We start from the raw sequence: 24076 nt of genomic DNA, 5'->3' as shown, positions 1-24076 counted from the left end.
ATTGATAATGATTTTCATTAACATATATAACACTTTAAATGATAATGATTTTCATTGTCAATAAAAAATAAAAAAAGACAGCATGATTGCTGTCTTTCTAAAATGGGCGTTCCTGCTTCAGCATATCTTTAATAACAGAAACAAAAGCCTGCACCTGTTTTAATTCAAATGCCGGCTCATATCCGAGCAGCCATGTGTCACGGCCGATCGGATGGTCCTTTGTATCAAGCAGGGGCATTTTATTTACTTTATCTTCCTCTTCTAAGGTGACTGACGGCAGAATGGCATAACCGATCCCGTGCAGCGCCATCTGCTTGCACGTTTCAATCTGATCGACGAGGATGGTCTGTTTCGGCGAGGTTTTGAATTTTTGATGCCACCAATGCTGAATTTCCTGAAAATATGTACTGTCACTTTTGAATTGGATAAACGGCCGATCGGTATGGGCTATATCATCAATACAGGAAATTTCCGTATCGACCAAATATAAATGATCGGTCATTAAATAATCTTTCCGGCCTTTCCATTCCGGATTTCCCCGGATAATGCCGATATGTACCTGATCTTCATACAGACTTTTCAGCATTTCGCTGCTCCACCCTGTAATGAGAGAGACCTTTGCATTCGGATAACGCTCCACATATGTTTTTAACACTTTCGGAAGCCAGTGCTGCCCGATAATGGAGGCGACGGCAAGCTTTAATGTGCCGTGAATCTCACCCTCAAGTTCATCAATATTTTCTCTGATTCTTTCTTGCCGATCCGTGACGTCATTTGCAAATTGTATGATTTTTTCTCCCGCCGGCGTTACCGTAAGTCCTTTTTGAGATCTTAGAAAGATCTTTGTTCCCCAGGCTTTTTCAATGGTCTGCAATCGCTGGGACAGAGCCGGCTGTGACACGAATAACCGTTCGGCAGCCTTCCTCATGTTTAATTCCTCAGCTAAAACTACGAGCATATGAAGCTCTTGAAGCTGCATGTCGTCCTCCTTTTCAATGCCTTTCGTATTTCTTATCTACCATTCTAATAAAATAAAGGCTGCCGAGGCAAGCGCCACTCATATGTATGCGTTTTCTTTTTTCGGCATGCAAAAGAACAAATAGGCTGATCGTGCGAGCCTACTTATTCAATGATCTGATATGGCTGCTCAACTGTTTTAACACGACTCTTCTCGTGAAAATGCCTTCAAAGACGCCTTCATCATTTTCAACGCAGACAAAGCCGTTATTAATGACCATGCTGAACCCTTTGATAATCGGATCATTGATGTGGAGACGGGGAATGTCTTTCAGCATGACTTCCTCAACCGTAATTTGATCCAGCTTCTCAAACTCGATCCGTTCAAGTCCGAAAATGCTGTTCATAATCATATTTGTCCCGATCAAACCGTGCAGACGGTACGAAGCGTCAAGGACGGGAATGGCGGTATAGCCGGTTTTCGTCAGCACTAATAGAGCATGCTCAAGGTTGTTTCCGACTTGAACGTGCGCCACTTTATCCGCCTCGATCATAAATTGTCCGACTGTTGCATCAAGAAGCTGATCTGATTGTAAGCTAATCATGTCACTTCGACCCCTTTACATTTTTCATCAAAGCATGTATTCCCTATATTGCAATAATATAAACATTATCATTTTTTGTCGAAAAGTTTCCGTCAATAAAAAAGATACTCTTTGCAATCGAGTATCAATTTATAGGCCGCTGATTAATTTTCGTTCCGAAAACGGTCATAGAGCGTTACGAGTTTTTTATAAGTGGTTCCATCAACGCTTTTTGACCCTGCTTCTATATCGTTGATTTCGCTGGTCAAAAGCTCAATGGCATATTCTTGATTGATCAGGATATTCAGCAGAAGTTTCTGTTCTTCTTCCGTAAATCGTTCACTGATAAGACTCATACGTAATCAGGCCCCCTATTTTTAACTGAATACCTCTGAAAGCAATGTGAAATTTGCTTTCAGCTCTACCGCTAGAATAAGTAAACAGAAAAAAATCGTCAACCGCATAATTCGACATTTTGCGGATTCTGTATGAAATATTATTTTGTGTAACGATTGGCATAACTGAATGCTGTGCAGGAATCAGGCTTGATTTTCGCTTCAATGCCCATCGAGGTAATGCGGCCGGTCATTTCTTGTATCAATTCTTTTGTCAGCCCTTTTTGACCGATATCCAGATGCACTTCAAATGAAAGATCCGCCCCTTCATCCGTAAAAGGCAAGAGCAAATCTGTCAGTTCCATAAGACGGCCGTCGAGGATATGCGCTGCCATCTCCTGGCTGAACGCGGTTTCCAGCGAAATTTTTTCGCGAAGGCTATGTATCGGTCTTGCAAGATCATGATTTTTCAAACAGCCCCAAGCTCCCTTGCCTGTACGGTGCAAGTGTATAGCCGTAATAAACTTTGTGAAGTCGCGGTAAACTTGTGAATCAGTCCCTACAGACAGCACATATGCTGAACGGGGGTCTTTATTGACAAAGCGTTTCAGCCGCTCCGTCACGTCTTGAAAGGTCATCTGTGCCTCAGAAAGATTATAAAACAGAAAAGAATCAGCCATGTACGGACACTCCTCTTTCCAGAGTCTACAACCAAACGAACAAGCACGTTCCTTTGCATAATTTAATAAAGCTCCGCTTGCGGAAGACCGGAAGCTTGGTCAGCCTGAAAAATCAAATCAAATTACTGAAGGAGCTCAAAAATTTCAATAGAAATCATGTCAATGTTATCAAACGGATATGTGTTAGGTTTTTCACCTTTTTGGAAAACCGTCAGTTCAAACGTTTGATTTTTTTCGAAATATTTAACACTGCAAATTTTTTCGCCGTTAACTTCAAAATAACGCTGCATCGGCTCGTTAGCCGCTTCCGCTGTTTCTTGCAGACTTTGCAGCCGCGTGATGATACCCATTAATTGTGACATTCTAAAAAAAGACTCCTTTCAAAAAACAACTTCAAATCAACAAGTATTTATTATAATACAAGTTCTACAGAGCATCATACCATAAAGTAGACCGGGATGGCATTTTCCCGCTGGATTTTCAAAAAGAAATAAACGGGAAAACCGTGTTTTCGAATAGTTTGAAGCTTTTTTCGGAATGTCATACACCTTTCAAAAATAATTTTTCGCTTTTTGAGCCGCCATTGTCAGATGTATGTGAGGAGAAGCCCTTTTATGAGGAAACAGCATAAAAAAACTTGGCGGGGGTAGCGCCAAGTTTTTTCGGATCTTGATCTGATAGAGGGGTTGGGGAACAGAGAGTAACTTCTCTCTATAACCAAATGATAATGATTATCAGTATCATTGTCAAACGTTTTTTAAAACTTTTTTCAAATGAACAAAAAAAGCGGCATACAGCAGCCGCTTTAAAGTAATCCGTCCTGTTCATATAAATAAGAGTAAGGCAGATCGATAAATAAATACATATTGTCATCCATCGGGTATGAAAAGGTTCTGATCATCTCACCTGTCTCAATATCACTGTACAGGTCACTGAAAAAGCCTTTTCTTGAATTCCGCATCTTCATGATATTTTCTAAAAAGTACGGACGCCAGCTCCAGTTTTTCTCCATGTATTCAGGCTGATAAAGCCATTCGCCGGACTGCTTGAACACATTTCCCGTCAGCTGATAGCCTTCTTCATCACACATATAAATTCTGAAGCAGCAGTCGGTCAGGTTTTCCGCCAGTTTTTTAATAAACTCATCGTCCGCCTGATGGGTTTTCTTCAGCTCGGAAACTGCCTGATTGACCCGCTTATAAAAATTCTCAGAGTGTTCATAGACCGTTTCCAGCTTCTTTTTTTCTCTCGTGATAAATTGCTGAAACTCCGTTTTCAAGCGTGCTTTTAACAGGCTCCGGTCTATAAAATCGCCGCTCGGCGCCTGCAGATAATAGCCTTGAAAAAATCGACCTCCGTTTCTCCATGCGTACTGGAGCTGAAAATCAGCTTCTATATCTTCATACAGCAGCGCGGCGCCGATTTTTCTCGCCAGCAATGAAATGCTGTACAGCACATGCTCATATGATGGTGACGGCTGAGATACCTTCAGCGCCTGCAAATCTATTTTCAGAAGGTCCGGTGAAAGGAGCGCGATTCTGTCCAGGTTGCTGCTCTCCTTACCTATATTGTCCACCGCGATTTTAATGCCGTATGTACGATAGTAGGCAAGCATATGGTACAGCTGTTCAATGTCGCCTTCGAAATTGTGCTCGGTGATCTCAAGCACAATACGGTTCAATTCAATGCCCTGCTCTTCGTATTCTTTTAAAAGCTCAAGAAAGCTTTCGCCGTGGTCAAGCATCAATACATTCGCATCCTGATTGATAAAAATCAACAGATCACGATCAGCTTCTTTAAACCGCTCCAGCGCCTGCCTGATGACTCTGTCATCGACCTCAAGCTTATATTCTTCCGGAATGCCGGAATCTAAGAAAAACGGCCCAAGGCTCTCAATCTCCGCATCTGCCAAAATCCGGCCAAGCACCTCGTAGCCTACGACTCTTTGTTCCTCAGCGTTAAAAATCGCTTGGTAATACGGAATGACATCATCAATATTCGTCAGTATATCAAGTGGGTCCAACATGTTATCACCTGCTTCTCTATCTTTGTCTGATTATACACAATTATATCAGCACCACAAATGTTTAGATTAGGGGAAAAGGAGGCAGTATGGCAGCAGCTTAAAATAAAAGGGGAAAACTTTTTAAGATACTCTTCCGGTTAATTAAGGACGTTATTCATTTGTTTCACAATCACAAATAAAAGGATAAATATAAGAGCATTATAACCGGCAGCTGTCCAAAAATAATGGCTCCAATCAATTCTGTTATATATCCAATCATCCTCATGTTCCAACTGAAAGAAAGTTCCTTTTTTATCTAAAGTGCCAAATGTAAGAGTTGTTAACCCGCCAACACTCTTGGAAACGTCAACTCCATACATTGAACCGGCATAATCAGTATGATTTATTGGCATATACGTATAATCAGATAAAATTGTTTCCGCCAGCTTAGTTGGCAGAGACACATATAATACAGCCGATGTATCGCCTCCGAGCCCACTCAAATACTCCCTGGCTTTAATAAATTTCGTTTCATCAGATGTAAGATTGGTATTTTGATAATCCTCTGGAGTAAAAGCACATAAAGTACCAAATATTAAAGATGATAACGAAACTGCTTACAAATAGTACAACGAACCATTTTCATAATTTCTTCAATTAATCGCCCCTTAATCTTTCAAAATTATATCATAATTTTGAATAGAAAATAAAACAAGCGAACGGCTTTAACGTTCGCTTGTTTATATGAAAAATTAAAACGGATAAGGATTCAGCCATTGCCCCCCGTCCATTGTGATACAATCCCCGTTTATGTAGGACGCTTCATCAGAAAGCAAAAACGCTGCCAACGCGGCGATTTCTTCCGGTGTGCCCAGCCGGCCGAGCGGCACACTGTTCATAGTGCGGGACACCGCTTTTTCCGATTCAAACAGCTTCTCCGCACCGCCTGTCCGTTCAATCGGGCCGGGGGCTATCGCGTTTGTGCGGATGCCGTATTTGCTCCCCCATTCAACAGCCAGCGTTCTTGTCAGTGACAATACCCCCGCTTTGGCTGCAGCGGAATGAACGACTCCCGCTCCCGCTCCCCATGCATATGTAGCGGCCATATTTAAGATGACGCCCTTCTGCTCCTGCTCGATCCAATGCCTTGCCGCGGCTTGGCTGCAGAAAAATGTGCCGTTTAAAACAATCTCAATAACAGCTTTCCATCCATTGGGCGTCAGCTTCTCTGCCGGGCAAATAAAGTTGCCGGCCGCATTGTTAATCAGCGCATCGAGCCGGCCAAATACTTTTTTCGCTTCTGTAATCATGTCTGAAGCGGCGGAATCAGAACGGACATCCATTTGAAAACAGGCGACCTGCCCCTCAAAGGTCTCGATTTCTTTTTTTGTTTCCTCAAGTGCTTCAAGGTTCCTCCCTGTCACCATGACGTGCCATCCTAATTCAGCCTGTTTTTTCGCCATTGCTTTTCCCATGCCGCTTGATCCGCCTGTAATGATTACCGCTTTTTTATCCATAACAAACCCACCCCTTTTTATTGAATGAATAATCATTCATAATTTTATCACAGATGTCTTTCCGCGTCATTACATGCTGAGAAGGGATTTTTCAGCCAGGCTGATGATATAATAGAACAACTCTGACAAAGGTTGGTTTTACATATGGAGAAAATGACCAGAAGAACATTTTTAAAAAGAGGATTCGGCATTTTGGGTGCAGCTCTCGCAATGGCTTGCGGAGGTTACGGCTATGCCCGGTATATTGAACCGCGCATGATTGAGATCACCCGGCATACAATCACCAACCGCCTGATCCCCCGCGGCTTTGACAATTTTAAAATCGTTCAATTCAGCGATACGCATCTCAGTGATGTGTTTACATCCGGTGACTTGAATAAAGCAGCGGAAAAGATCAATCAGCTGAAACCCGATTTGCTCATCTTTACGGGAGATTTGATTGATAAGCCGCATTTATTTAATGATTACCAGCATGCACTCGCCGTGCTGCAAAATCTTGAAGCTCCCTTCGGCAAACTTTGTGTTTACGGAAACCATGACCACGGAGGCTACGGTACGAACACGTACAAGGCTCTGATGGAAGCGGCTGATTTTCAAGTATTTCGAAACGGCTATCGTCAGGTGCAGCTGACAGACGGAAGCCGGATTGAACTCGCGTTTTTGGATGATGTAATGCTCGGAAAACCCGATTATGAAGGCACCTTGTCCCGCCTTTCCGAAAATGCGTTTTCCATTTTAATCGTCCACGAGCCTGATGCCGCTCTCAAGATAGGCGAATATCCCGTAAACCTCCAGCTGTCGGGACACACTCACGGCGGCCAGGTCCAGCTCCCGTTTTTCGGCCCTCTCATTACGCCTCCTTACGGAAAAACGTATACCGATGGCATGTATACGCTGCATGACTCAGCCGTTTACGTCAATCGCGGGCTCGGTACGACAAGACTGCCGTATCGATTTTTAGCCAGACCGGAAATCACGCTGTTCACATTGAAAACCGAACAAAAATAAGACTTTTATCCTGATGCACAGACACCCCCCTCCGTAATATGTATATGGAAAAGAGCAAAAAGGAGGGTGATGAAACTGCTGACATATCAAGTGAAACAAGGAGAAACCATCTCAAGCATTGCGCAAGACTTCAGAATAAGCACAGCTGCTCTCCTACAGGCAAATCCCTCAATCCAATCGGTCATATACGCGGGACAGCACATTATCATACCGAATCTTCCCGACCCATCCACCATTCCCTACTCCATCATCGTGTATATCGGAGCGAAGAAACTGGAGTTATACCGCCTTGGCAGGCTCATCCGTACGTACCCCATCGCAGTCGGAAAAATATTGACGACCACGCCTACCGGAGAATTTTACATCGTGAACCGCCAGCCTAAGCCCGGCGGCCCGTTCGGCGCTTATTGGCTCAGCCTCTCTAAAATTCATTACGGCATTCACGGAACAAATAATCCTTCCTCCATCGGCAAAGCGGTATCAAAAGGATGCATCCGGATGTATAATCAGGACGTCACTGAACTTGCCGCTACCGTTCCTAATGGAACAAGGGTGACTATTATAAGATAGAAAGATCTTATTTGTTAATGGAACGAGCTGATGATAATATATTACAGTGGGACCTTTAGGGTAAGGAGCGTGTTTATGGATATATTTAAAAATCGCAATTTTGTCCGTCTCTTTTTCGCAGCACTCGCTTCTCAAATGGGAACGACTGTAGGTAATATGGCTTTCGCTTTTTACTTGCTGGACCATTTTTCAAACCAGCCGGCATACACGACTTTGGCTGAGCTGATGTATTCACTGCCGACAGTTTTCGTATTTCTGATTGTCGGTGTCGCAGCTGACCGGCTTGACAGAAAAAAAGTCGCAGAGAATTGTGACTGGATCAGAGCCGGACTGACGATCGTATTGTTTGCCGCATTATACACCGGGAGCATCCCTCTCGTGTTCTGTATTTTGTTCATCAGAAGCGCCGTGACCAAGTTCTTTTTCCCGGCGGAAGCCAGCCTTGTACAAGCTATTCTGCCTAAGGAGCATTACGCGAAAGCGGCGGGACTTAACCAGATCCTGTTCAGCATCTTCATGGTATTCGGCGTCGGTATAGGCGCGTTTATGTATAAAACGATCGGTATTCACGGAGCCATTATCCTTGATTTTGTCAGCTTTATTGTATCAGGCTTTCTGATCCGCGCCTGCCGCATACCGAAAGAAGCCCGTCAGCCGAACGGCCCTTTTAAATGGGGAGATTCGTTTCTGAAAGACTCGGTCGCTGATTTTAAGGAAGGGATCGTATATATTTTTAAAAACAAATTGCTTGCTTCCCTTATTTTCGGCTTTTTTATCTTTGGTTTTGTCAACGGCGGCTTTGCCGTACTGCCGATGTTTACGATGAAATACGGACTTGCGCCTGATCATTACGAATCACATACTTCCATCTTCACCGTCGCACTCGGCTTCGGCCTGCTTGCAGGAAGTGTGATCGGAACGATGATCGCAAAAAAAGTCAAACCGCATCATTTGATGTCGATTCCTATTTTGGCAGCCGGACTGCTCATTTTTGTCCTCGGCTATACGGATAAGCTGTGGATTTATTATGCGGCGGCTTTCGTCCTCGGCATGTGCATCGGCCCTGTCAATATCGCCATCGGCGGCTGGATGCCGAAAATCGTTCATCCGAAAATAATGGGCCGGGTCAGCGGCTGGCAGGATCCTTTTATGATGTTTGCCCAATCGATTACACTCGGACTGGTTGCCCTGTTATTTCCGAAATTCGTTACCAATATTGATTACCTTTATTACGGCATGGGAATCGTGATTTTAGCGGTATTTGTGTTCTATTTTATCGCTCTTCCGAAATACAGCGCCGAGGCAGCAGAGGTCGATGTGCAGCAATCATTAAAGGCTGATTCCGAAAAACATGCGAATCCTGTCTAATAAAGGAAAAAGATGCGCCCTTTTCATCAGAAAAAGGCGTATTTTTATAATCAATATTTGCATTTCAACGCTAAAAAAGTATAATCTATATATGAACTTGATCAATGCAAAGGAGAGAAATAATGGACGACCACGCTTATTCGAAAGAGCTGCAGCCAACCATCGAGAATCTTTCAAAAGCTGTTTATACTGTGAACCGCCATGCAAAAACCGCCCCCAACCCTAAATACCTTTATCTGCTGAAAAAACGGGCATTACAAAAGCTTGTGAAAGAAGGCAAAGGGAAAAAAATAGGGCTTCACTTTTCAAATAATCCCAGGTTTAGCCAACAGCAGTCAGACGTACTTATCTCTATCGGAGACTACTATTTTCACATGCCTCCAACAAAAGAAGACTTCCAGCATCTTCCGCATTTAGGTACGTTAAATCAATCGTACCGCAATCCTAAAGCACAAATGTCTTTGACAAAAGCGAAAAACGTATTGCAAAAATATGTGGGCTTAAAGGAAAAACCGCTTGCCGCCAACAGGCAGCAGCCCGCTTATCATAAACCCGTATTTAAAAAACTTGGTGAGAGTTATTTTTAATTCCGCCGCAAAAAAGCCGATGCGTCATGCATCGGCTTTTTTCTATTCAATCACGTACGTATCCACTTTTTTAATGAGCTCGCTGATTTCAGGCTTGCTGATCTGTTCATCCGCTCCGACTACTTCGCCCCGGTGGCGCAGGTCGTCCGTAATCAGGGACGAGAAAATCATAATCGGCACATCAGAGCTTTGCGGGTTATCCTTAAGGAGCTTCGTCAAACGATGCCCGTCCATTTTCGGCATCTCAATGTCACTGATAATCATGTCAATATGGTCTGACAGGTTTGCTCCGTTATCCGTCAGTTCCACGACGTAATCATACGCTTCTTTTCCGTTTTCAAACGTAACGATTTCACTGTACCCCGCCTCAGTCAGCTCATCCGTCAAAAGACGCATCAGAAGCGGCGAATCTTCAACGATGATCAGTTTTTTACCCGCCCGTCTTTCATCAAATCCTTCCTGATGGACATGATAAGTCTCAACTCCGGATGCCGATTCAATATCGTAAATGATCTTTTCATAATCAGGCAGAAAGATCATTGTGTCTTCCAGTTTGATGATTCCCGTTAAATGCCGCTCCATGCCCTGGTTCAGGGAAGTCGGCTTTTCAATCGCCTCCCAGGACACCCTGTGGATTTGTGAAACGGAACCGACGTGAAAGACGATTTTCCGCTTGTTGAATTCCGTTACGATATATTTATCGTCTTTTGCTCCTTCGGCATCAACGCCGAAAAAGGAATACAGACTGATGACGGGAAGAATTTCGCCTCTCAGCTTAATCATCCCTTCTACGTCTTTATGAGACTGAGGCACAGATGTGACCTCTACCGGCTGAATGATTTCCCGGACTTTCATCACATTTATGCCAAATGTATTGACGCCTACTTCAAATTTGACGATTTCTAATTCGTTTGTGCCTGAATCCAATAAAATATCGTATTGTTGTAAAGACAATTCAATCCCTCGCTATCCGCATTCAGTATTGTACTGTATATATCGGCTGGAAACGGAAAAAGTGAATGTATTCGGTCCAACTGGCCATGAACTCTTTATAAAAAAATGCTTTTTTCTGATATCCCATTGACTTTTTGACATCGAGTGGTAAAATAGTCAAGGATTTTTCAGGAAGAAGGGTGTAATAAATGGGTACAGTAGTCATATTCGACCAAGATCAAATGACGGTGTTAGAAGATATCAGCAAAACGGCTTACCTGCAAATGAAAAAAGAGGCGAAAGAGCGTCACGGCAAGCCCGCTCCATACATCTTATGGCGGGAAGACGTCAGCTTTGAATACGGGTATTAATGACATTCGCCACATATCACAATAGATAGATCATGATACAATGAAGACAATCATTTCAGCTGGTTGTCTTATTTTTTTCTGAAAGAAGGTATGTTTTCACATATCGGACATATACTCGGGATAGTTCAATAAAAAGATGACAAATGCTCAGCTAGTGGTAAAATAGGATAAACTCAATATATAGTATAAGGTGATGAATTATGGAACATTTGCTTAATCCGAATGTAAAAGAAATTGAAATTTCAGGAATTCGCAAATTCTCAAATCTTGTAGCTCAGCACGACAATGTCATTTCGCTTACGATCGGTCAGCCGGATTTCTTCACGCCGCACCATGTCAAAGCGGCTGCCAAAAAGGCAATCGACGAGAACGCAACGGCATATACTCCGAATGCGGGCGGCCTTGAGCTGAGACAGGCCGTACAGCTTTATATGAAGAAAAAAGCTGATTTGAATTATGAAGCTGAAACTGAAATCATCGTCACAACCGGGGCAAGCCAAGCGATTGACGCGTCTTTGCGGACGATTTTATCTCCGGGCGATGAAGTTATTCTCCCCGGACCGATATATCCGGGCTACGAACCGATCATCCGCATGTCGGGCGCCGTTCCGGTCCATGTGGATACGACGACACACGGATTTAAGCTGACGGCGCGGCTCATTGAAGAATCGCTGACACCAAAAACAAAATGCGTCATTCTTCCTTATCCGTCAAATCCGACCGGAGTGACATTGTCTGAGGAAGAGCTGCAAAACATCGCAGCCGTCCTGAAGGGCAGAAATGTTTTTGTCCTGTCTGATGAGATTTACAGCGAATTAACCTATGACAGACCGCATTATTCGATCGCGTCTTATTTGAGAGACCAGACGATCGTCATCAATGGCCTGTCAAAATCACACAGCATGACGGGCTGGAGAATCGGTTTCATTTTCGCACCGAAAGAAATTGCCAAGCACATCTTAAAAGTTCACCAATACAGTGTGACATGCGCGTCTTCAATCTCTCAGAAAGCGGCTCTTGAAGCGGTGACAAACGGTGTTGATGATGCGCTTATTATGAGAGAACAGTATAAAAAGCGGCTTGACTATGTATATGATCGTCTTGTTTCAATGGGGCTTGACGTCGTAAAGCCGTCAGGCGCATTTTATATCTTCCCTTCCATTAAGTCATTCGGAATGTCATCGTTTGATTTTAGTATGGCTCTTTTAGAGGATGCAGGTGTGGCTCTAGTGCCCGGCAGCTCGTTTTCAAAGTTGGGTGAAGGGTATGTGAGGCTGTCATTCGCATATTCACTGGATACATTGAGAGAAGGCTTGGACCGGCTGGAAGCATTTATTTTAAAAACGAGAGAATCCATGCAGACTATTTAAACAACGGCATAACGCCGTTGTTTTTTATTGTTTCGGGAATGTAATATGAAAGGCCGTGCCTCTATCCGGTTTGCTGTCTACTTGGATAGCTCCCTGATGGTTTTTAATTAGGTTGAATGTGACCATCAGCCCCAGGCCGGTTCCTTTTTCTTTCGTTGTCAAAAACGGTTCGCCTATTCGTTTCAGCACGTTTTCCGGTATCCCGTCACCCTCGTCTTTCACCGTCACATTAATGGAATACTCATCTTCTGTCATAAGAATGTGAACCGTTCCCCCATCCGGCATCGACTCAACGGCATTTTTAATCAGATTGATAAACACCTGTTTCAGCTGATTTTGATCACCGTTAATATACATGCTGTCATGTTCGTAATCCGTTTTGATAAAAATCCCTTTAAGATTTGCCTGCGTCTCTAAAAGAGCGGTCACTTCACTTATAATTTTCTTTAAGTTTACACGCTCTTTCACGGCGTTTTGCTGGGGTTTGGCAAGCATTAAAAGCTCACTTAAAATTAATTCGATTCTGCTCAGTTCAGAAAATACAATTTCAAAGTAATGTTCGTTTTCCCCCATCGTCGGCTTCATGAGCTGTAAAAATCCTTTGATCGCCGTCAGCGGATTGCGGATTTCGTGAGCGATTCCCGCCGCCAGCTGCCCTGCGATAGACAGCTTCTCCGACTTCAGCATTAATTCCTCCGTCTGCTTCCGCTCAGAAATATCACGCAGAATGACCTGCACGGCCGTTTCTCCGAAAAACGTCGTCGGAATGCAGACCATTTCCGTGTAGATCAGCCGGTTTTTAAAGGTAAACCACGATTGCTTAATAATTTCTGACTCGGTCTTTCGGTTGATAATATTTTGGATCCGCTGTTTCACGCCGTCATGATCACAGGGATGAAGCTGATCATAGACGTTTTTCCCAATTAAATCTTCATATGTTTCAGCCTCAAACAGCGAAATGCCCGACTCATTCATGAATACCCATTTATCATTGTGAATCACAGCGATCGTGTCAATTGAATTCTGAATGAGGAGCTGATAACGCTCTCTGCTTTTTTGCAGAATCGTTTGGAATTTTTTCCGTGAAGAAATATCAATCAGTAGCAGCAATTCCGCCCGCTGATTTTTATATGTCGTCGGTGCCGCCTTCACTTCTAAATGAACGGGCGTGCCGTCAAGCCTTCTCCACGTCTGTTCGATCATTCCGACTTCCATTCCTTTTTGCATCCGCACAATTCGGTTTTTCACAATGTCGTGATACTCTTCTTCAATAAACTCATAACAGCGCCTGCCGATTACCTCGTCTTTGCTTTCGGCTCCCAGCATGGCAAGCATCGCGTTGTTGGTGTAGGCGATTGTGCCGTTGATGCTGACATATAAAGGATTCGGCAGCATTTCGACAAGACGCTCGAATTCGCCGTTTCCAGCCGCATCTTCCGACTGTTGTTCTGCCTGTTGCTTCTTTTGTTCATACATATAAGGCCGGCGGGGCGTCTTCTCCTCAAGCACCTTGATTTTGAGGATGATTTCCCGATCCGTCCCCTCCATTTGCGGTGTGACAATTTCCACACCCGCTTCAAGCCATACGATGGTATGATCTTTTTTAATAAGACGAAAGGTGCAAGGCATCAAATGATGCTCATTATAGAAGTAACTTTCAACCAAAAATTGATCTTCTTCATGCAGGAACGTTTTGAGAAATGATCCGATCATCTCTTCCTGAGAATAACTGAAGTACGATTTGCAGTTTGCAGAAATATACATAATACGCCCGTTAGACGTCAAAACGGCATGAAGATCGGTTTTCGATTGAAACTGTTTGACATGCTGAGTATCCTGTTCCACAGAATCCCTCCTTTGCATTATACTCGCACTGCAGGCTGGACACGGACTGGTATAAAAAGAAATTCCACTAGATTGATTCGCTAAAAAATAAGCATTCTCCTTCTATTCTTATTGTGAACGTCAATTTTCCTGAATGAAAGAAAGGGCGCACGATATGTTCGGCCGCCCTTTCATTTGTTATTTTTTATTGTATTTCTTTTCAAGCTCTTTGTAAGCGTCAACTGCTCCCTTGGCAATGTTTTTACTGATATGATCTTTATCATCTCGAACAGACGGAACGACGACGCTGAATGCCACTCGTGGATGTTCTGACGGATAATAACCGACAAAGGTCAGGTTATACGTTTCTTTCCCCCACCAGTTTTTGTTCGTGCCGTAATAGCGCGTCTGCGCGGTTCCTGTTTTTCCGGAAACATCAGCGCCGGAACCTTGGAATGTTGAATAAGCCGTTCCTTGAGGTGAGCTTGTAACCAATTTCATTCCTTTATGAACTTGATCAAAATCGCTCGGACTGTTATTTACTTTATTCAAAACTTTAATATCTCGCTGTTCAATCGCTTTTCCAAGCTTGTTTTTGCTGTCCGGTTCATGAATGCTTGTGACAATCCGCGGCTGGACGCGATATCCGCCGTTTGCGATGGCCGAAATATATTGTGCCATTTGAAGCGGCGTATATGTATCAAACTGTCCGATCGCAAAATCCAGCAGCAATCCCCCGACCAATTGCGGATTTGACTGCATTCCCGCTGATTCCTGAGGAAGATCAATCCCGGTTTTCACACCTAGGCCGAATTGGGCGTAGTAGTTGCGCATTTTCTTAATATCGTCTAATCCGGCAGGCAGCATGCCGTGCGGGACGTAGGTAATGCCGGCTATATGCATGGCCACATGAAACATATATACGTTTGAACTCCTTTGCAGCGCGGTCAGCTCAGTAATGGTCCCCATTTGTGTCCACGATTGTTTTCTCGTTTTGCCTTTAAATACAAGCGGTGCATCGACAAACGTTTTATAATGCGGGAGACCGCTTTGGTAACCTGCGAGAACAGTCGCTCCTTTAACAGAAGAGCCCATCTCATATTGGGTCGTAAATGATCCGATCGCAAAATCCTGTGTTTTATTTGTTTCGAGATCGATGCGTTTCCCCGCCATTGAGAGAATATCCCCGTTGTTCGGGTCCATCATGACGGCAAATCCTCTGTCAACCATATAGTTGCCTGCGGCGCGGCTTCTTCTCAGCTCTTTTTCAATGACTTTTTCGACTTTCGACTGTAATTCCATATCGAGCGAGAGTTGCAGATCGTAGCCTCTGCTGCCTTCATCGACGGGCTTTTGGCTGACGACCTCACCTTTGCTGTTTTCCACATACTCTACTTTTTCTTTATGCGCGTTTAAATAGTCCTCATACTGATATTCGATGTAGCTTTTTCCCACCCGGTCATTCAGTGAGTAGCCTCTTGTGACATAGTAATCTTTCCGTTCGCCCAACAATCCCTGTTCCGGTGTCGTCACACCGCCGAACAGAGAGTACAGCGTTTTGTCGTACGGATATTTCCGCGTCCAGTCATTGATCACGTCAATGCCGGGGAGCTCTTTCAGGTGCTCGGATACGACGGAAACTTCTTCATATGTCAGATCGCTTTTTGGTTTTTGCTTGTTGTTTTCATGCTCGTCAAGCAATGAACCGCTGTTTCCGTTTCCGTTCAGCTTATTCGGGTCCATTGATTTGACGACTTGCGGCTGATAGGCGTTGCCGCTTGAAAAACGCGTATAAATCGCCGCAATTTGCAGCTCTTTTTTATCTTTTTTGATCGCATCAATCTCCTGCTTCGGAACGCGTTCAATCTGGCGTTTGTACACTTCTTGGGATTTCAGGCTGTTTTCTGAATCCTTCATAAGCTTTTCCGCCTTCTTCGGATGTGCGGCAAGCCAGTAATCAATGATATTTCGATCCTTCATAAATTCAGTATCAATATGAATCAGTGCGGCGAGATTTTTTGCCGTTTTCAATTTGTCCTTTGCCGAGGTTTTTGAGGTAGAAACGTATACAATTTCAGGCACAGCCTGGTTATCAACCGCCACCCTGTTCCGCTTGTCATACATCTTTCCCCGCGGTGTCGGATAATAGGCGGTTTTTGCATTTGCCTTCTCCGCATCCTGGCGGTGTTTATCCCCTTCGACAATCTGGACGATGCCGAGTTTAAAAATCAGTGCCGTAAAGAGAAGAAAAACAATCAAAAAATAGAGATTCATTCTCAGCGCTCTGTAACGTTTCGTTTTTTTCTTTGGTTCGCGCGCGACTTCAGCCACTTTCTGTTACACCTCTCAAATCATTGAATATATTTACATAAACAGATTTTAATTGTAACATTTTTGTAAAAGTTGTTACAGCGAAAACGGGTAAAAAAAACTGTCAAGATCAAATTATCTTAAAATATATCTAACACTTCAAATAATTTGAAGAGATGTAACGGATTTTAAAAAATAAATACAGATCGTTTTTCCCGGTATAGAGCCATTTTTCTGCGCTCAATTACAATTATGACAAGAGTTTGTTGTCAAAGGAAATGGCTGCCTGCATTATGACAAAAAAGCTGTGATAAGATTTTTCATGTAGAAAAAAACTTCTCTGGGAGGCTATTAACTATGAAAAAAGCATTTCTCTTATCTGCCGCCGCGGCAGTCAGTTTGATTACATTCGGAGGCATTCAGCAGGCATCTGCAAAAGAGCTGTCATGCCAGCACGTCGTTACCGTGAAAAAAGGAAACACTGTACAGCATCTGACTCTTCAAGAGGCTGTTGAAAAACTACATATGAAAACGAGCGTGAAAAAGCTGAACGTTAAAAATGAGAAAGAACTGACTCAGCTGCTGCAAAAACACGCAAAGCATTCTGACATGACAGTTAAAGACGTTCAAAAAGAAACACCGGCAAAAACAGCTCCGGCAGCTGCCGAAAAACCGAAAGCCGATCAAAACCAGACAGCTGACAATGCAAAACAGACAGATAACACAAACAACAGCAGCGAGAAAACTCCTTCATCAGTCAGTGCGTACGAAAAGAAAGTCGTTGAATTGACAAATGCAGAGAGACAAAAGCAAGGCTTAAAACCTCTGCAGATTGATGAAAAATTAAGCAAATCCGCTCACGCAAAATCACAAGATATGAAAGACAAAAACTATTTTGATCACCAAAGCCCTACTTACGGCTCACCTTTCGATATGATGAAGTCTTTCGGAATCACTTATAAAACTGCCGGTGAAAATATCGCCAAAGGACAGCCGACTCCTGAAGCTGTCGTTAAAGCTTGGATGAACAGCGAAGGCCACAGAAAGAACATCATGAATCCTGAGTTCACTCAAATCGGTGTCGGTTACGTAGAATCAGGAAACATCTGGACACAGCAATTCATCGGAAAATAAATAATAAAAAAGATTGCCCCTGCGGGCAATCTTTTTTATTTCACCCAAAGCTTATAAATACTTTGAGTTCCGCTGTTTTCTTCACCTTGCGCAGAAAGCTTGTCGTATAATGATTTGGCGAGCGCCAATCCGGGCATCTCTTCTCCCATGAGCTCCGCTTCTTCAAGGGCAATGCCCATGTCTTTAATAAAGTGTTTCACGTAGAATCCGGGCGCAAAATCGCCTTTCAGCATACGGGGAGCGAGGTTGGTCAATGACCAGCTTCCGGCAGCTCCGGTTGTAATGCTTTTCAGTACTTGTTCCGGGTTCAGACCGGATTTTTCAGCGTAAGCCATCGCTTCAGCCACTCCGACCATTCCCGCTGCAATCGCGATCTGATTGCACATTTTCGTATGCTGGCCGCTGCCGGCCGGCCCTTGATACTGAATGTTTTCCCCCATAACGGAGAAAAGCGGCAGGCATGCTTCAAACGCTTCTTTTTCTCCTCCGGCCATAATGGCAAGCGTTCCGTTCCTCGCGCCGATGTCTCCGCCGGAAACGGGTGCATCCAAGGCGTGAATGGACTTTTCTTTGGCTTTCTCCGCTATCTTCTTCGCCAGAGACGGTTTTGATGTCGTCATGTCAATGACAAACGCCCCTTCTTTTGCATGACGGAGAATGCCGTTTTCGCCGAGATAGATTTCCTCGACATCACTCGGGTAGCCGACCATGGTAATAATAATGTCAGCTTTCTCTGAAAGGTCTTTGACCGTCTCCTGCCAGACCGCTCCCTTATTCAGAATCTCTTCCGCTTTTTGTTTCGTACGCGTGTAGACTAAAACAGGATAGCCCGCTTCTAAAATGTGCGATGCCATACTGTTTCCCATGACGCCCAAACCGATAAATCCGACCGTTTTGTTCACTGCGCTTTCCTCCCCTGATGCGATTCATTATGTTATTCTTTCATGTCTATATTACCATATTATAGGCTGATAGAGACCGCGTTACAAGGTGAATTTAGAAATGGCGCTGATGAGATCTTCGCTTGCGCTCTTTAACATATCAGTCGATTGCTTCACTTTTTCAAGCGTAACGAGCTGTTCATCAGTAGAAGCGTTCACTTCTTCCGCCGCTGCCGCAGATTCTTGAGAAATGGCGGAGATGCTTTGAATCGCTTCTTGAATCGCGGCTTGTTCTTCACTCATTTTTTGAATGTCATTGTAAATATGATCTATACCTCGAACGAGAGACTGCATTTCCGTCGTAATCAGATTGAGAACCTCACCCGTTTCATGAATGGCGCTGTTTTGTTCATCATTCATTCTGCTTGCCTCAATCATCGCGTGTGACGCTTCTTTTGTCTCAGATTGAATCAGACGGACCGTCTCACTGATATGGCCGGAAGAAAGAGCTGATTGTTCAGCAAGCTTGCGGACTTCTTCCGCGACGACGGCAAAGCCCCGGCCGCTTTCTCCCGCTCTTGCGGCTTCAATGCTCGCATTCAGCGCCAAGAGGTTCGTCTGGTCTGAAATGGCGGATATTGCCGTCACGACTTCTTCTATGTTTTTCGTTTGTTCTTCCAGGTCATTCAGCATTGCCTCTACTTTTTTCGTTTCTGAATTGGCTTCGTTTGACTTCATCAGCAGCTGCCCGAGCGCGTCCAGTCCTTTGTAGCTGGCATCCTCTGAAGATTTTGAGAGTTGTTTTATGCTGCCTGCGCGATCTGCGATTCCTTTTATTTTGACTGAGAGATTTTCTGATTTTTCGTTGATCGTCTCAACCTCTGACGCTTGCTCTGTCGCTCCGGCGGCGACTTCCTCTATCGCTTTTGCGATTTGTCCGCTCGTTTCATTTGTTTCTTGTGAAATGACGGTTAATTGGTCAGATGTATCGGACACATTTTCCGAAGAGGCTTTGACCTGTTCGACCATCTCTTTCATATTTTCAACCATTTGGTTAAAATCTTTTGTTAACTCGCCTACTTCATCTTTTGATTTCGTCTGGGCGCGGACGGTTAAATCTCCCGCTGAGACTGAATTTGTTTTGGCGATCAGCTGCTGAATCGGCCCGGTTATCGTTTTTGCGAGGAAATAGCTGAGTCCGATCGTAATCACAAGGGCGATCAGTGACATAAAAATGCTCACCGTGTTCATTTTGTCGGCTACTCCCATCAGCTGATCTTTTTCAAACTGCGTTCCGACTTTCCACCCTGTTTCTTTTACCGTTTGGTAGACGACCATGTTCCCCTGCAGCTCTTTGATGCCTTCTTTGTCCGTGCTGATGTCTTTTAACGTCTGATCTTCCGAAATATTTTTCCCCTGTTTTTCCGGATACGCCAGAAGAGAGCCATTTTCATCCGCTAAAAAGGCAAATCCTTTATACGGGACCTTTTGCTCGTTGACCATGCTCTGAATGGAGGACAGCTTCAGATCTAAGCTCGCCACCCCGACGACGGTTCCGCTGTTTTGAATGGCTTTTGACGCCGTCACGATCATGTCTCCCGTCACTGCATCTTTATAAGGGTCAGTCCAGACAACCTTATCGGGTTTTTCAGCCGCCATCTTATACCACGTTCTATTTGTCGGATCATAGTCTTTGGCAAAATCGGCCTTTGGATATGTAAACATTTGTTTGTTTGCGGTTCCGACGTACGCAAGCGCGACATATTTGTCATTCTGTCCGATCTGCTTTAACTCATCGTTAAAAAGCCGCGCGGTTTCTTTCTTCCCATCTGATAGAAAAGACCGGGACAATTCACCGCCTGCTAATCTCATTAATACGGTCTCATCATTTTTCAGCTGAAGCTCAATGTTCTGACCGAGTGAATTGGTGACATTCTCTGTCGTACGTTTTGCTTCCTCCGTCATCATCGGCTTTAATGTCAAATATGAAGAAACCGTTAAAAAAACAACCGTTACGATAAGCATTGCGGATACAAACACAGCAATTTTGATATGCATTTTTTTAAACATAACCATCCCCTCCTGAGAGTTATATCGGTCTTTCGGCCAAGAAAATGAATAAACCTTGAAATAAATATCAAAAATTTCCGCCATTTGAAACGGCAAAAAAAGAGCCGTCGTACCGACAGCTCCGCCTTACGTAAAATATTCGATTTTCGCTTTCGGAAAATAGGTTTCGATATAAGATTCGAGTGTTTCCCTTAAGTCATGTTCTTCGTCTTTTTGGTATATATACTTGCCGATTCCGTAGCGTCCCCATTTGTATCTGCGCTTCTCTTCATCAAGCTCAAGCTTTGTTTTCGGATAGTTCTTCTCAATCACCCGTTTGGCCGGTTTTGTAAAACGGTGCTGGATCAGTTCAAATGTGATGTCATGCCGAACGTCTTCATCAAGCGCCGCGTCAAGTTTCTCAAACAGTTCCTTATAGCCTTCCTCCCAGCCATCGTGAATATAAATCGGCGCCACGATGAAACCGAGCGGATAGCCCGCTTTAGCGACTTTGACGGCGGCTTCTATCCGTTTGTCGAGCGGAGAAGTTCCCGGTTCAAAGTTTTTAATGACATAGTCCGCATTGATGCTGAATCTGAACCTTGTCTTTCCGTTATGTTTTGCATCAAGCAAATGATCGACGTGGTGAAATTTAGTCACGAATCTGAGCTGCCCCAATTCGCTTTGTCCGAAATGTTCAATGGCTCTTTTTAATGTATGTGTCAGATGATCAATTCCGACGATATCAGACGTACAAGAGGCTTCAAATCTTGTAAATTCCGGCGCCCGTTCTTTCATATACTCATCAGCCTGGTCCAGAATCTCTTCCACATTGACATATGTCCGGATGTAAGGCTTTGACCCCATCGTCGTCTGCAGGTAGCAATAGTGGCAATGCCCCATACAGCCCGTCGCAAACGGAATGGCATATTCGGCGGACGGCTTTGAAGAATCGAATTTCAGTGTTTTCCGGACGCCGATTACCAATGTTGATTTCGCGTTCCGGTATTGCTGCAAGTGATTTTTCCCCGGAATATTCCGGACTTGATTATGCGATGTCGTTTCTCTGATCTCAAGCCCCATGTTTTCAAACTTATTCTTCAGCTCTTGTCCTAACGGGTATTCGAGCGCTCTCGGTTCAATATAAACAAGCTGGGGCACAAACGGCTTCATAGACAGACACTCCCTTTACATATTCTCATGTTGTTACTTTCCGTTCAAAAGAGTGTGAATATGCGTTGTAAACATTTCCTTTGATCAATGATATCGGTCTTCTTCAAAAAGCTCGCTGTAAAGCGCTTCCGCTTCCTCATATGTCGAAAAGACCGCGTCATCTTCGGCCAGCGGATGATAGGTTTCGTATAAAAACAGAGACAGTTCTCCCTCATGATACGGGTGATGGACGATCTCCGCCTCTTTAATATGGGCAACATTGGCGGCATGCGGATTGCGGTAAATCACATAGACCGTATCCCCCGCTGCAAATGATTTTGTCATGATAATCCCTCCTGTTGAAAGTTATTGTTCCCCCTTTTTTTCCGAATATGAAAAAACCAGACGGCTTACACCGTCTGGCTGTTGTATTACTTATTGAATGTTTCTTTAACGAATGCGACAACCTCTTCTGTCGTGCTCATAGACAAGATTGTTTCTTTGAATGATTCAGCTTCTTTTTTAGAAAGCTTGCTGATCTGCGTTCTTGCCGGAAGGATGGATGTAGCGCTCATCGAGAACTCATCTAAGCCTAAGCCGAGAAGAATCGGAATCGCAATTTCGTCTCCCGCCATTTCTCCGCACATGCCGACCCATTTGCCCTCTTTGTGAGCGGCTTCAATAACAAGGGTGATCAGACGGAGAATCGCCGGATTGTATGGCTGATACAGATAAGCTACGCGCTCGTTCATGCGGTCAGCAGCCATCGTGTATTGGATCAAGTCATTTGTTCCGATACTGAAGAAGTCAACTTCTGCGGCAAACTGATCTGCGATAACGGCTGTAGACGGAATCTCTACCATCATACCGACTTCAATATCGTCAGAAACCGCTACGCCGGCTTCGACGAGTTTTTCTTTTTCTTCGAGAAGAATCGCTTTCGCCTGTTTAAACTCGTTTACTGTCGCAATCATCGGGAACATGATTTTTAAGTTACCGTATGTACTTGCACGAAGCAGCGCACGAAGCTGAGTTCTGAAGATTTCTTGCTCTTCAAGGCAAAGGCGGATGGCTCTGTAGCCTAAGAACGGGTTCATTTCTTTAGGGAGCTGCAGGTAAGGAAGCTCTTTGTCGCCGCCGATATCCAATGTCCGAACGACAACTGATTTTCCTTCCATACGCTCAAGAACCGTTTTATAAGCGTCAAACTGCTCGTCTTCCGTCGGAAGCTGGTCGCGTCCCATGTAAAGGAATTCCGTACGGTAAAGCCCTACAGCTTCTCCTCCGTTTTCAAGAACGCCTTTTACATCGTCAGGTGTGCCGATGTTTGCGGCAAGCTCTACATGATGGCCGTCTTTTGAAACAGTCGGTTCATTGACGAGCTTCGCCCACTCAGCTTTTTGCGCCAGGTAAGCACTGTGCTTTTCTTCATATTTCTTTAACGTTTCACTGGAAGGATCGATGATCACATCGCCATCGATTCCGTCTACGATTACCGTAACACCGTTTTCAATTGTCCCTGTAGCCGCTTTTGTGCCGACGACAGCCGGAATTTCAAGCGAACGGGCCATGATCGCGGAGTGTGAAGTGCGTCCGCCGATATCAGTTGTAAAACCTTTTACAAACTGGCGGTTTAATTGCGCCGTATCAGACGGTGTCAAATCTTCAGCCACGATAACAACCTCTTCTGAGATCATGCTCGGGTTCGGAATTTCCACGCCCAGCAGGTGCCCCGTCACACGTTTTGTTACGTCACGGATATCCGCCGCACGCTCTTTCATGTATTCGTTATCCATTGATTCAAACATAGTAACGAACATGGAAGCTGTTTCTTTCAAAGCGAATTCAGCATTGACTGAATCTGCGCTGATTTTCTCCTTTACCGGGTTCAACAGCTCAGGATCACTCAGAACTAAAAGGTGCGCGGAGAAAATGTCAGCTTTGTCTTGTCCCAGTTCTTTTAAAGCATGCTCTTTAATTTTTTCAAGCTCTTCTTTAGAACGTACAATCGCTTCATCAAAACGGCTTACTTCAGCCGCAGCATCAGCAATGTTTTTCTTTTCAACCGTTAAGTCCGGCTCTTCAAGCCGGTATGCTTTCGCAATCGCAATTCCGGCTGAAGCGCCTATTCCTTTTAATTCTTGCATTACTCGCCGAGTCCTTCGCTTTTCATTGTTTCTTCTAAAGCGTTAAGAGCATCGTTTTCGTCAGCGCCTGAAGCGGAAATTGTGATTTCAGCGCCTTTAGCAATACCTAGAGACATAACGCCCATGATTGACTTAAGGTTTACTGTTTTGCCGTTATATTCTAAGTTTACGTCAGCATCGTATTTGCTTGCAGTCTGTACAAGAACTGTCGCAGGACGAGCGTGGATTCCGGAATCTGCTGTTACTTTAAATGTTTTTTGTGCCATGATTATCATTCTCCTTTAAATTAAAGCT

At 44.1% G+C, this 24076-nt stretch carries 22 protein-coding genes and 2 pseudogenes; 7 read left to right on the top strand and 17 right to left on the bottom strand.

What is annotated here, in order from left to right; genetic code table 11:
- Positions 1–97: 97 nt before the first annotated feature.
- From ccpC to fadH, 8 genes and pseudogenes are all read right to left on the bottom strand, one after another.
- Positions 98–979, bottom strand: a complete 882-nt coding sequence (ccpC, locus tag HWY38_RS08205; RefSeq protein ID WP_007611101.1) for a transcriptional regulator CcpC — start codon at positions 977–979, stop codon at positions 98–100.
- A gap of 139 nt (positions 980–1118) precedes the next feature.
- On the bottom strand, positions 1119–1562 hold the full coding sequence (cbpB, locus tag HWY38_RS08200) for a cyclic-di-AMP-binding protein CbpB (RefSeq protein ID WP_003154608.1): 444 nt from the start codon (positions 1560–1562) through the stop codon (positions 1119–1121).
- Between the two features lie 143 nt (positions 1563–1705).
- The gene (gene abbA, locus HWY38_RS08195) at positions 1706–1897 is read right to left on the bottom strand and encodes an antirepressor AbbA (protein WP_003154609.1); all 192 of its coding nucleotides are present in this window, start codon (positions 1895–1897) and stop codon (positions 1706–1708) included.
- A 140-nt stretch (positions 1898–2037) separates the two neighbouring features.
- Entirely contained in the window at positions 2038–2556 is a 519-nt protein-coding gene (locus HWY38_RS08190; RefSeq protein WP_007409617.1) for a ribonuclease H-like YkuK family protein, read from the bottom strand.
- A 122-nt stretch (positions 2557–2678) separates the two neighbouring features.
- On the bottom strand, positions 2679–2918 hold the full coding sequence (locus HWY38_RS08185) for a YkuJ family protein (protein WP_003154613.1): 240 nt from the start codon (positions 2916–2918) through the stop codon (positions 2679–2681).
- 443 nt (positions 2919–3361) lie between these two features.
- Entirely contained in the window at positions 3362–4582 is a 1221-nt protein-coding gene (locus HWY38_RS08180; RefSeq protein WP_007409615.1) for an EAL-associated domain-containing protein, read from the bottom strand.
- 137 nt (positions 4583–4719) lie between these two features.
- Positions 4720–5167 (bottom strand): annotated as a pseudogene (locus HWY38_RS08175) (hypothetical protein).
- Positions 5168–5313: 146 nt separating this feature from the next.
- On the bottom strand, positions 5314–6078 hold the full coding sequence (gene fadH / locus HWY38_RS08170) for a 2,4-dienoyl-CoA reductase (RefSeq protein WP_224181638.1): 765 nt from the start codon (positions 6076–6078) through the stop codon (positions 5314–5316).
- 144 nt (positions 6079–6222) lie between these two features.
- Here fadH and HWY38_RS08165 point away from each other — a divergent pair, with 144 nt between their 5' ends.
- The 4 genes from HWY38_RS08165 to HWY38_RS08150 all read left to right on the top strand — a co-directional run bounded on the left by HWY38_RS08165 (position 6223) and on the right by HWY38_RS08150 (position 9611).
- Positions 6223–7086, top strand: coding sequence for a metallophosphoesterase (locus tag HWY38_RS08165; RefSeq protein ID WP_224181637.1), 864 nt, complete (start codon positions 6223–6225; stop codon positions 7084–7086).
- Positions 7087–7161: 75 nt separating this feature from the next.
- On the top strand, positions 7162–7656 hold the full coding sequence (locus HWY38_RS08160; protein WP_088462390.1) for a L,D-transpeptidase family protein: 495 nt from the start codon (positions 7162–7164) through the stop codon (positions 7654–7656).
- Positions 7657–7731: 75 nt separating this feature from the next.
- Positions 7732–9024: an MFS transporter gene (locus HWY38_RS08155; RefSeq protein WP_224181636.1), complete on the top strand. Its 1293-nt coding sequence runs from the start codon at positions 7732–7734 to the stop codon at positions 9022–9024.
- 122 nt (positions 9025–9146) lie between these two features.
- A complete protein-coding gene (locus tag HWY38_RS08150) occupies positions 9147–9611 on the top strand; it encodes a YkyB family protein (RefSeq protein WP_003154622.1) in 465 nt (154 codons plus the stop codon).
- Positions 9612–9653: 42 nt separating this feature from the next.
- Here the strand turns inward: HWY38_RS08150 and cheV are convergent, their stop codons facing one another.
- Positions 9654–10565, bottom strand: coding sequence for a chemotaxis protein CheV (cheV, locus tag HWY38_RS08145; RefSeq protein ID WP_088462207.1), 912 nt, complete (start codon positions 10563–10565; stop codon positions 9654–9656).
- Positions 10566–10753: 188 nt separating this feature from the next.
- On the opposite strand from cheV, the gene HWY38_RS08140 reads away from it, so the two are divergent.
- Together HWY38_RS08140 and HWY38_RS08135 are read left to right on the top strand one after the other, a co-directional pair.
- Positions 10754–10915, top strand: coding sequence for a hypothetical protein (locus tag HWY38_RS08140; RefSeq protein WP_224181635.1), 162 nt, complete (start codon positions 10754–10756; stop codon positions 10913–10915).
- A gap of 200 nt (positions 10916–11115) precedes the next feature.
- Positions 11116–12329: pseudogene (locus HWY38_RS08135) on the top strand (aminotransferase A).
- Here HWY38_RS08135 and HWY38_RS08130 read toward each other — a convergent pair.
- The gene (locus tag HWY38_RS08130; RefSeq protein WP_224181634.1) at positions 12310–14130 is read right to left on the bottom strand and encodes a PAS domain-containing protein; all 1821 of its coding nucleotides are present in this window, start codon (positions 14128–14130) and stop codon (positions 12310–12312) included. The pseudogene HWY38_RS08135 and the gene HWY38_RS08130 overlap by 20 nt on opposite strands.
- Before the next feature lie 177 nt (positions 14131–14307).
- Complete coding sequence (locus tag HWY38_RS08125; protein ID WP_224181633.1) at positions 14308–16440, bottom strand: peptidoglycan D,D-transpeptidase FtsI family protein; 2133 nt, start codon at positions 16438–16440, stop codon at positions 14308–14310.
- 336 nt (positions 16441–16776) lie between these two features.
- Here HWY38_RS08125 and HWY38_RS08120 point away from each other — a divergent pair, with 336 nt between their 5' ends.
- On the top strand, positions 16777–17553 hold the full coding sequence (locus HWY38_RS08120; protein WP_014417601.1) for a CAP domain-containing protein: 777 nt from the start codon (positions 16777–16779) through the stop codon (positions 17551–17553).
- 35 nt (positions 17554–17588) lie between these two features.
- On the opposite strand, the gene HWY38_RS08115 is transcribed toward HWY38_RS08120, so the two are convergent.
- From HWY38_RS08115 to HWY38_RS08090, 6 genes are all read right to left on the bottom strand, one after another.
- Positions 17589–18455: an NAD(P)-dependent oxidoreductase gene (locus tag HWY38_RS08115; RefSeq protein WP_224181632.1), complete on the bottom strand. Its 867-nt coding sequence runs from the start codon at positions 18453–18455 to the stop codon at positions 17589–17591.
- Positions 18456–18536: 81 nt separating this feature from the next.
- Complete coding sequence (locus tag HWY38_RS08110; RefSeq protein WP_224181631.1) at positions 18537–20504, bottom strand: methyl-accepting chemotaxis protein; 1968 nt, start codon at positions 20502–20504, stop codon at positions 18537–18539.
- A gap of 126 nt (positions 20505–20630) precedes the next feature.
- On the bottom strand, positions 20631–21656 hold the full coding sequence (gene splB / locus HWY38_RS08105) for a spore photoproduct lyase (RefSeq protein WP_224181630.1): 1026 nt from the start codon (positions 21654–21656) through the stop codon (positions 20631–20633).
- A gap of 84 nt (positions 21657–21740) precedes the next feature.
- Positions 21741–21980, bottom strand: coding sequence for a transcriptional regulator SplA domain-containing protein (locus HWY38_RS08100; protein ID WP_003154646.1), 240 nt, complete (start codon positions 21978–21980; stop codon positions 21741–21743).
- A gap of 86 nt (positions 21981–22066) precedes the next feature.
- Positions 22067–23782 (bottom strand): phosphoenolpyruvate--protein phosphotransferase, encoded by a 1716-nt coding sequence (gene ptsP, locus HWY38_RS08095; RefSeq protein WP_007611069.1) that lies wholly within the window; start codon positions 23780–23782, stop codon positions 22067–22069.
- Positions 23782–24048: a phosphocarrier protein HPr gene (locus HWY38_RS08090; protein WP_003154654.1), complete on the bottom strand. Its 267-nt coding sequence runs from the start codon at positions 24046–24048 to the stop codon at positions 23782–23784. Before HWY38_RS08090 ends, ptsP begins: the two co-directional genes overlap by 1 nt.
- Positions 24049–24076 lie beyond the last annotated feature (28 nt).

The sequence above is a fragment of the Bacillus sp. KS1 genome (assembly GCF_020075515.1).
Lineage (GTDB): Bacteria > Bacillota > Bacilli > Bacillales > Bacillaceae > Bacillus > Bacillus velezensis.
The sequence above is the reverse complement of the archived record's forward strand: the minus strand, read 5'-3'. Positions and strand labels throughout refer to the sequence as shown.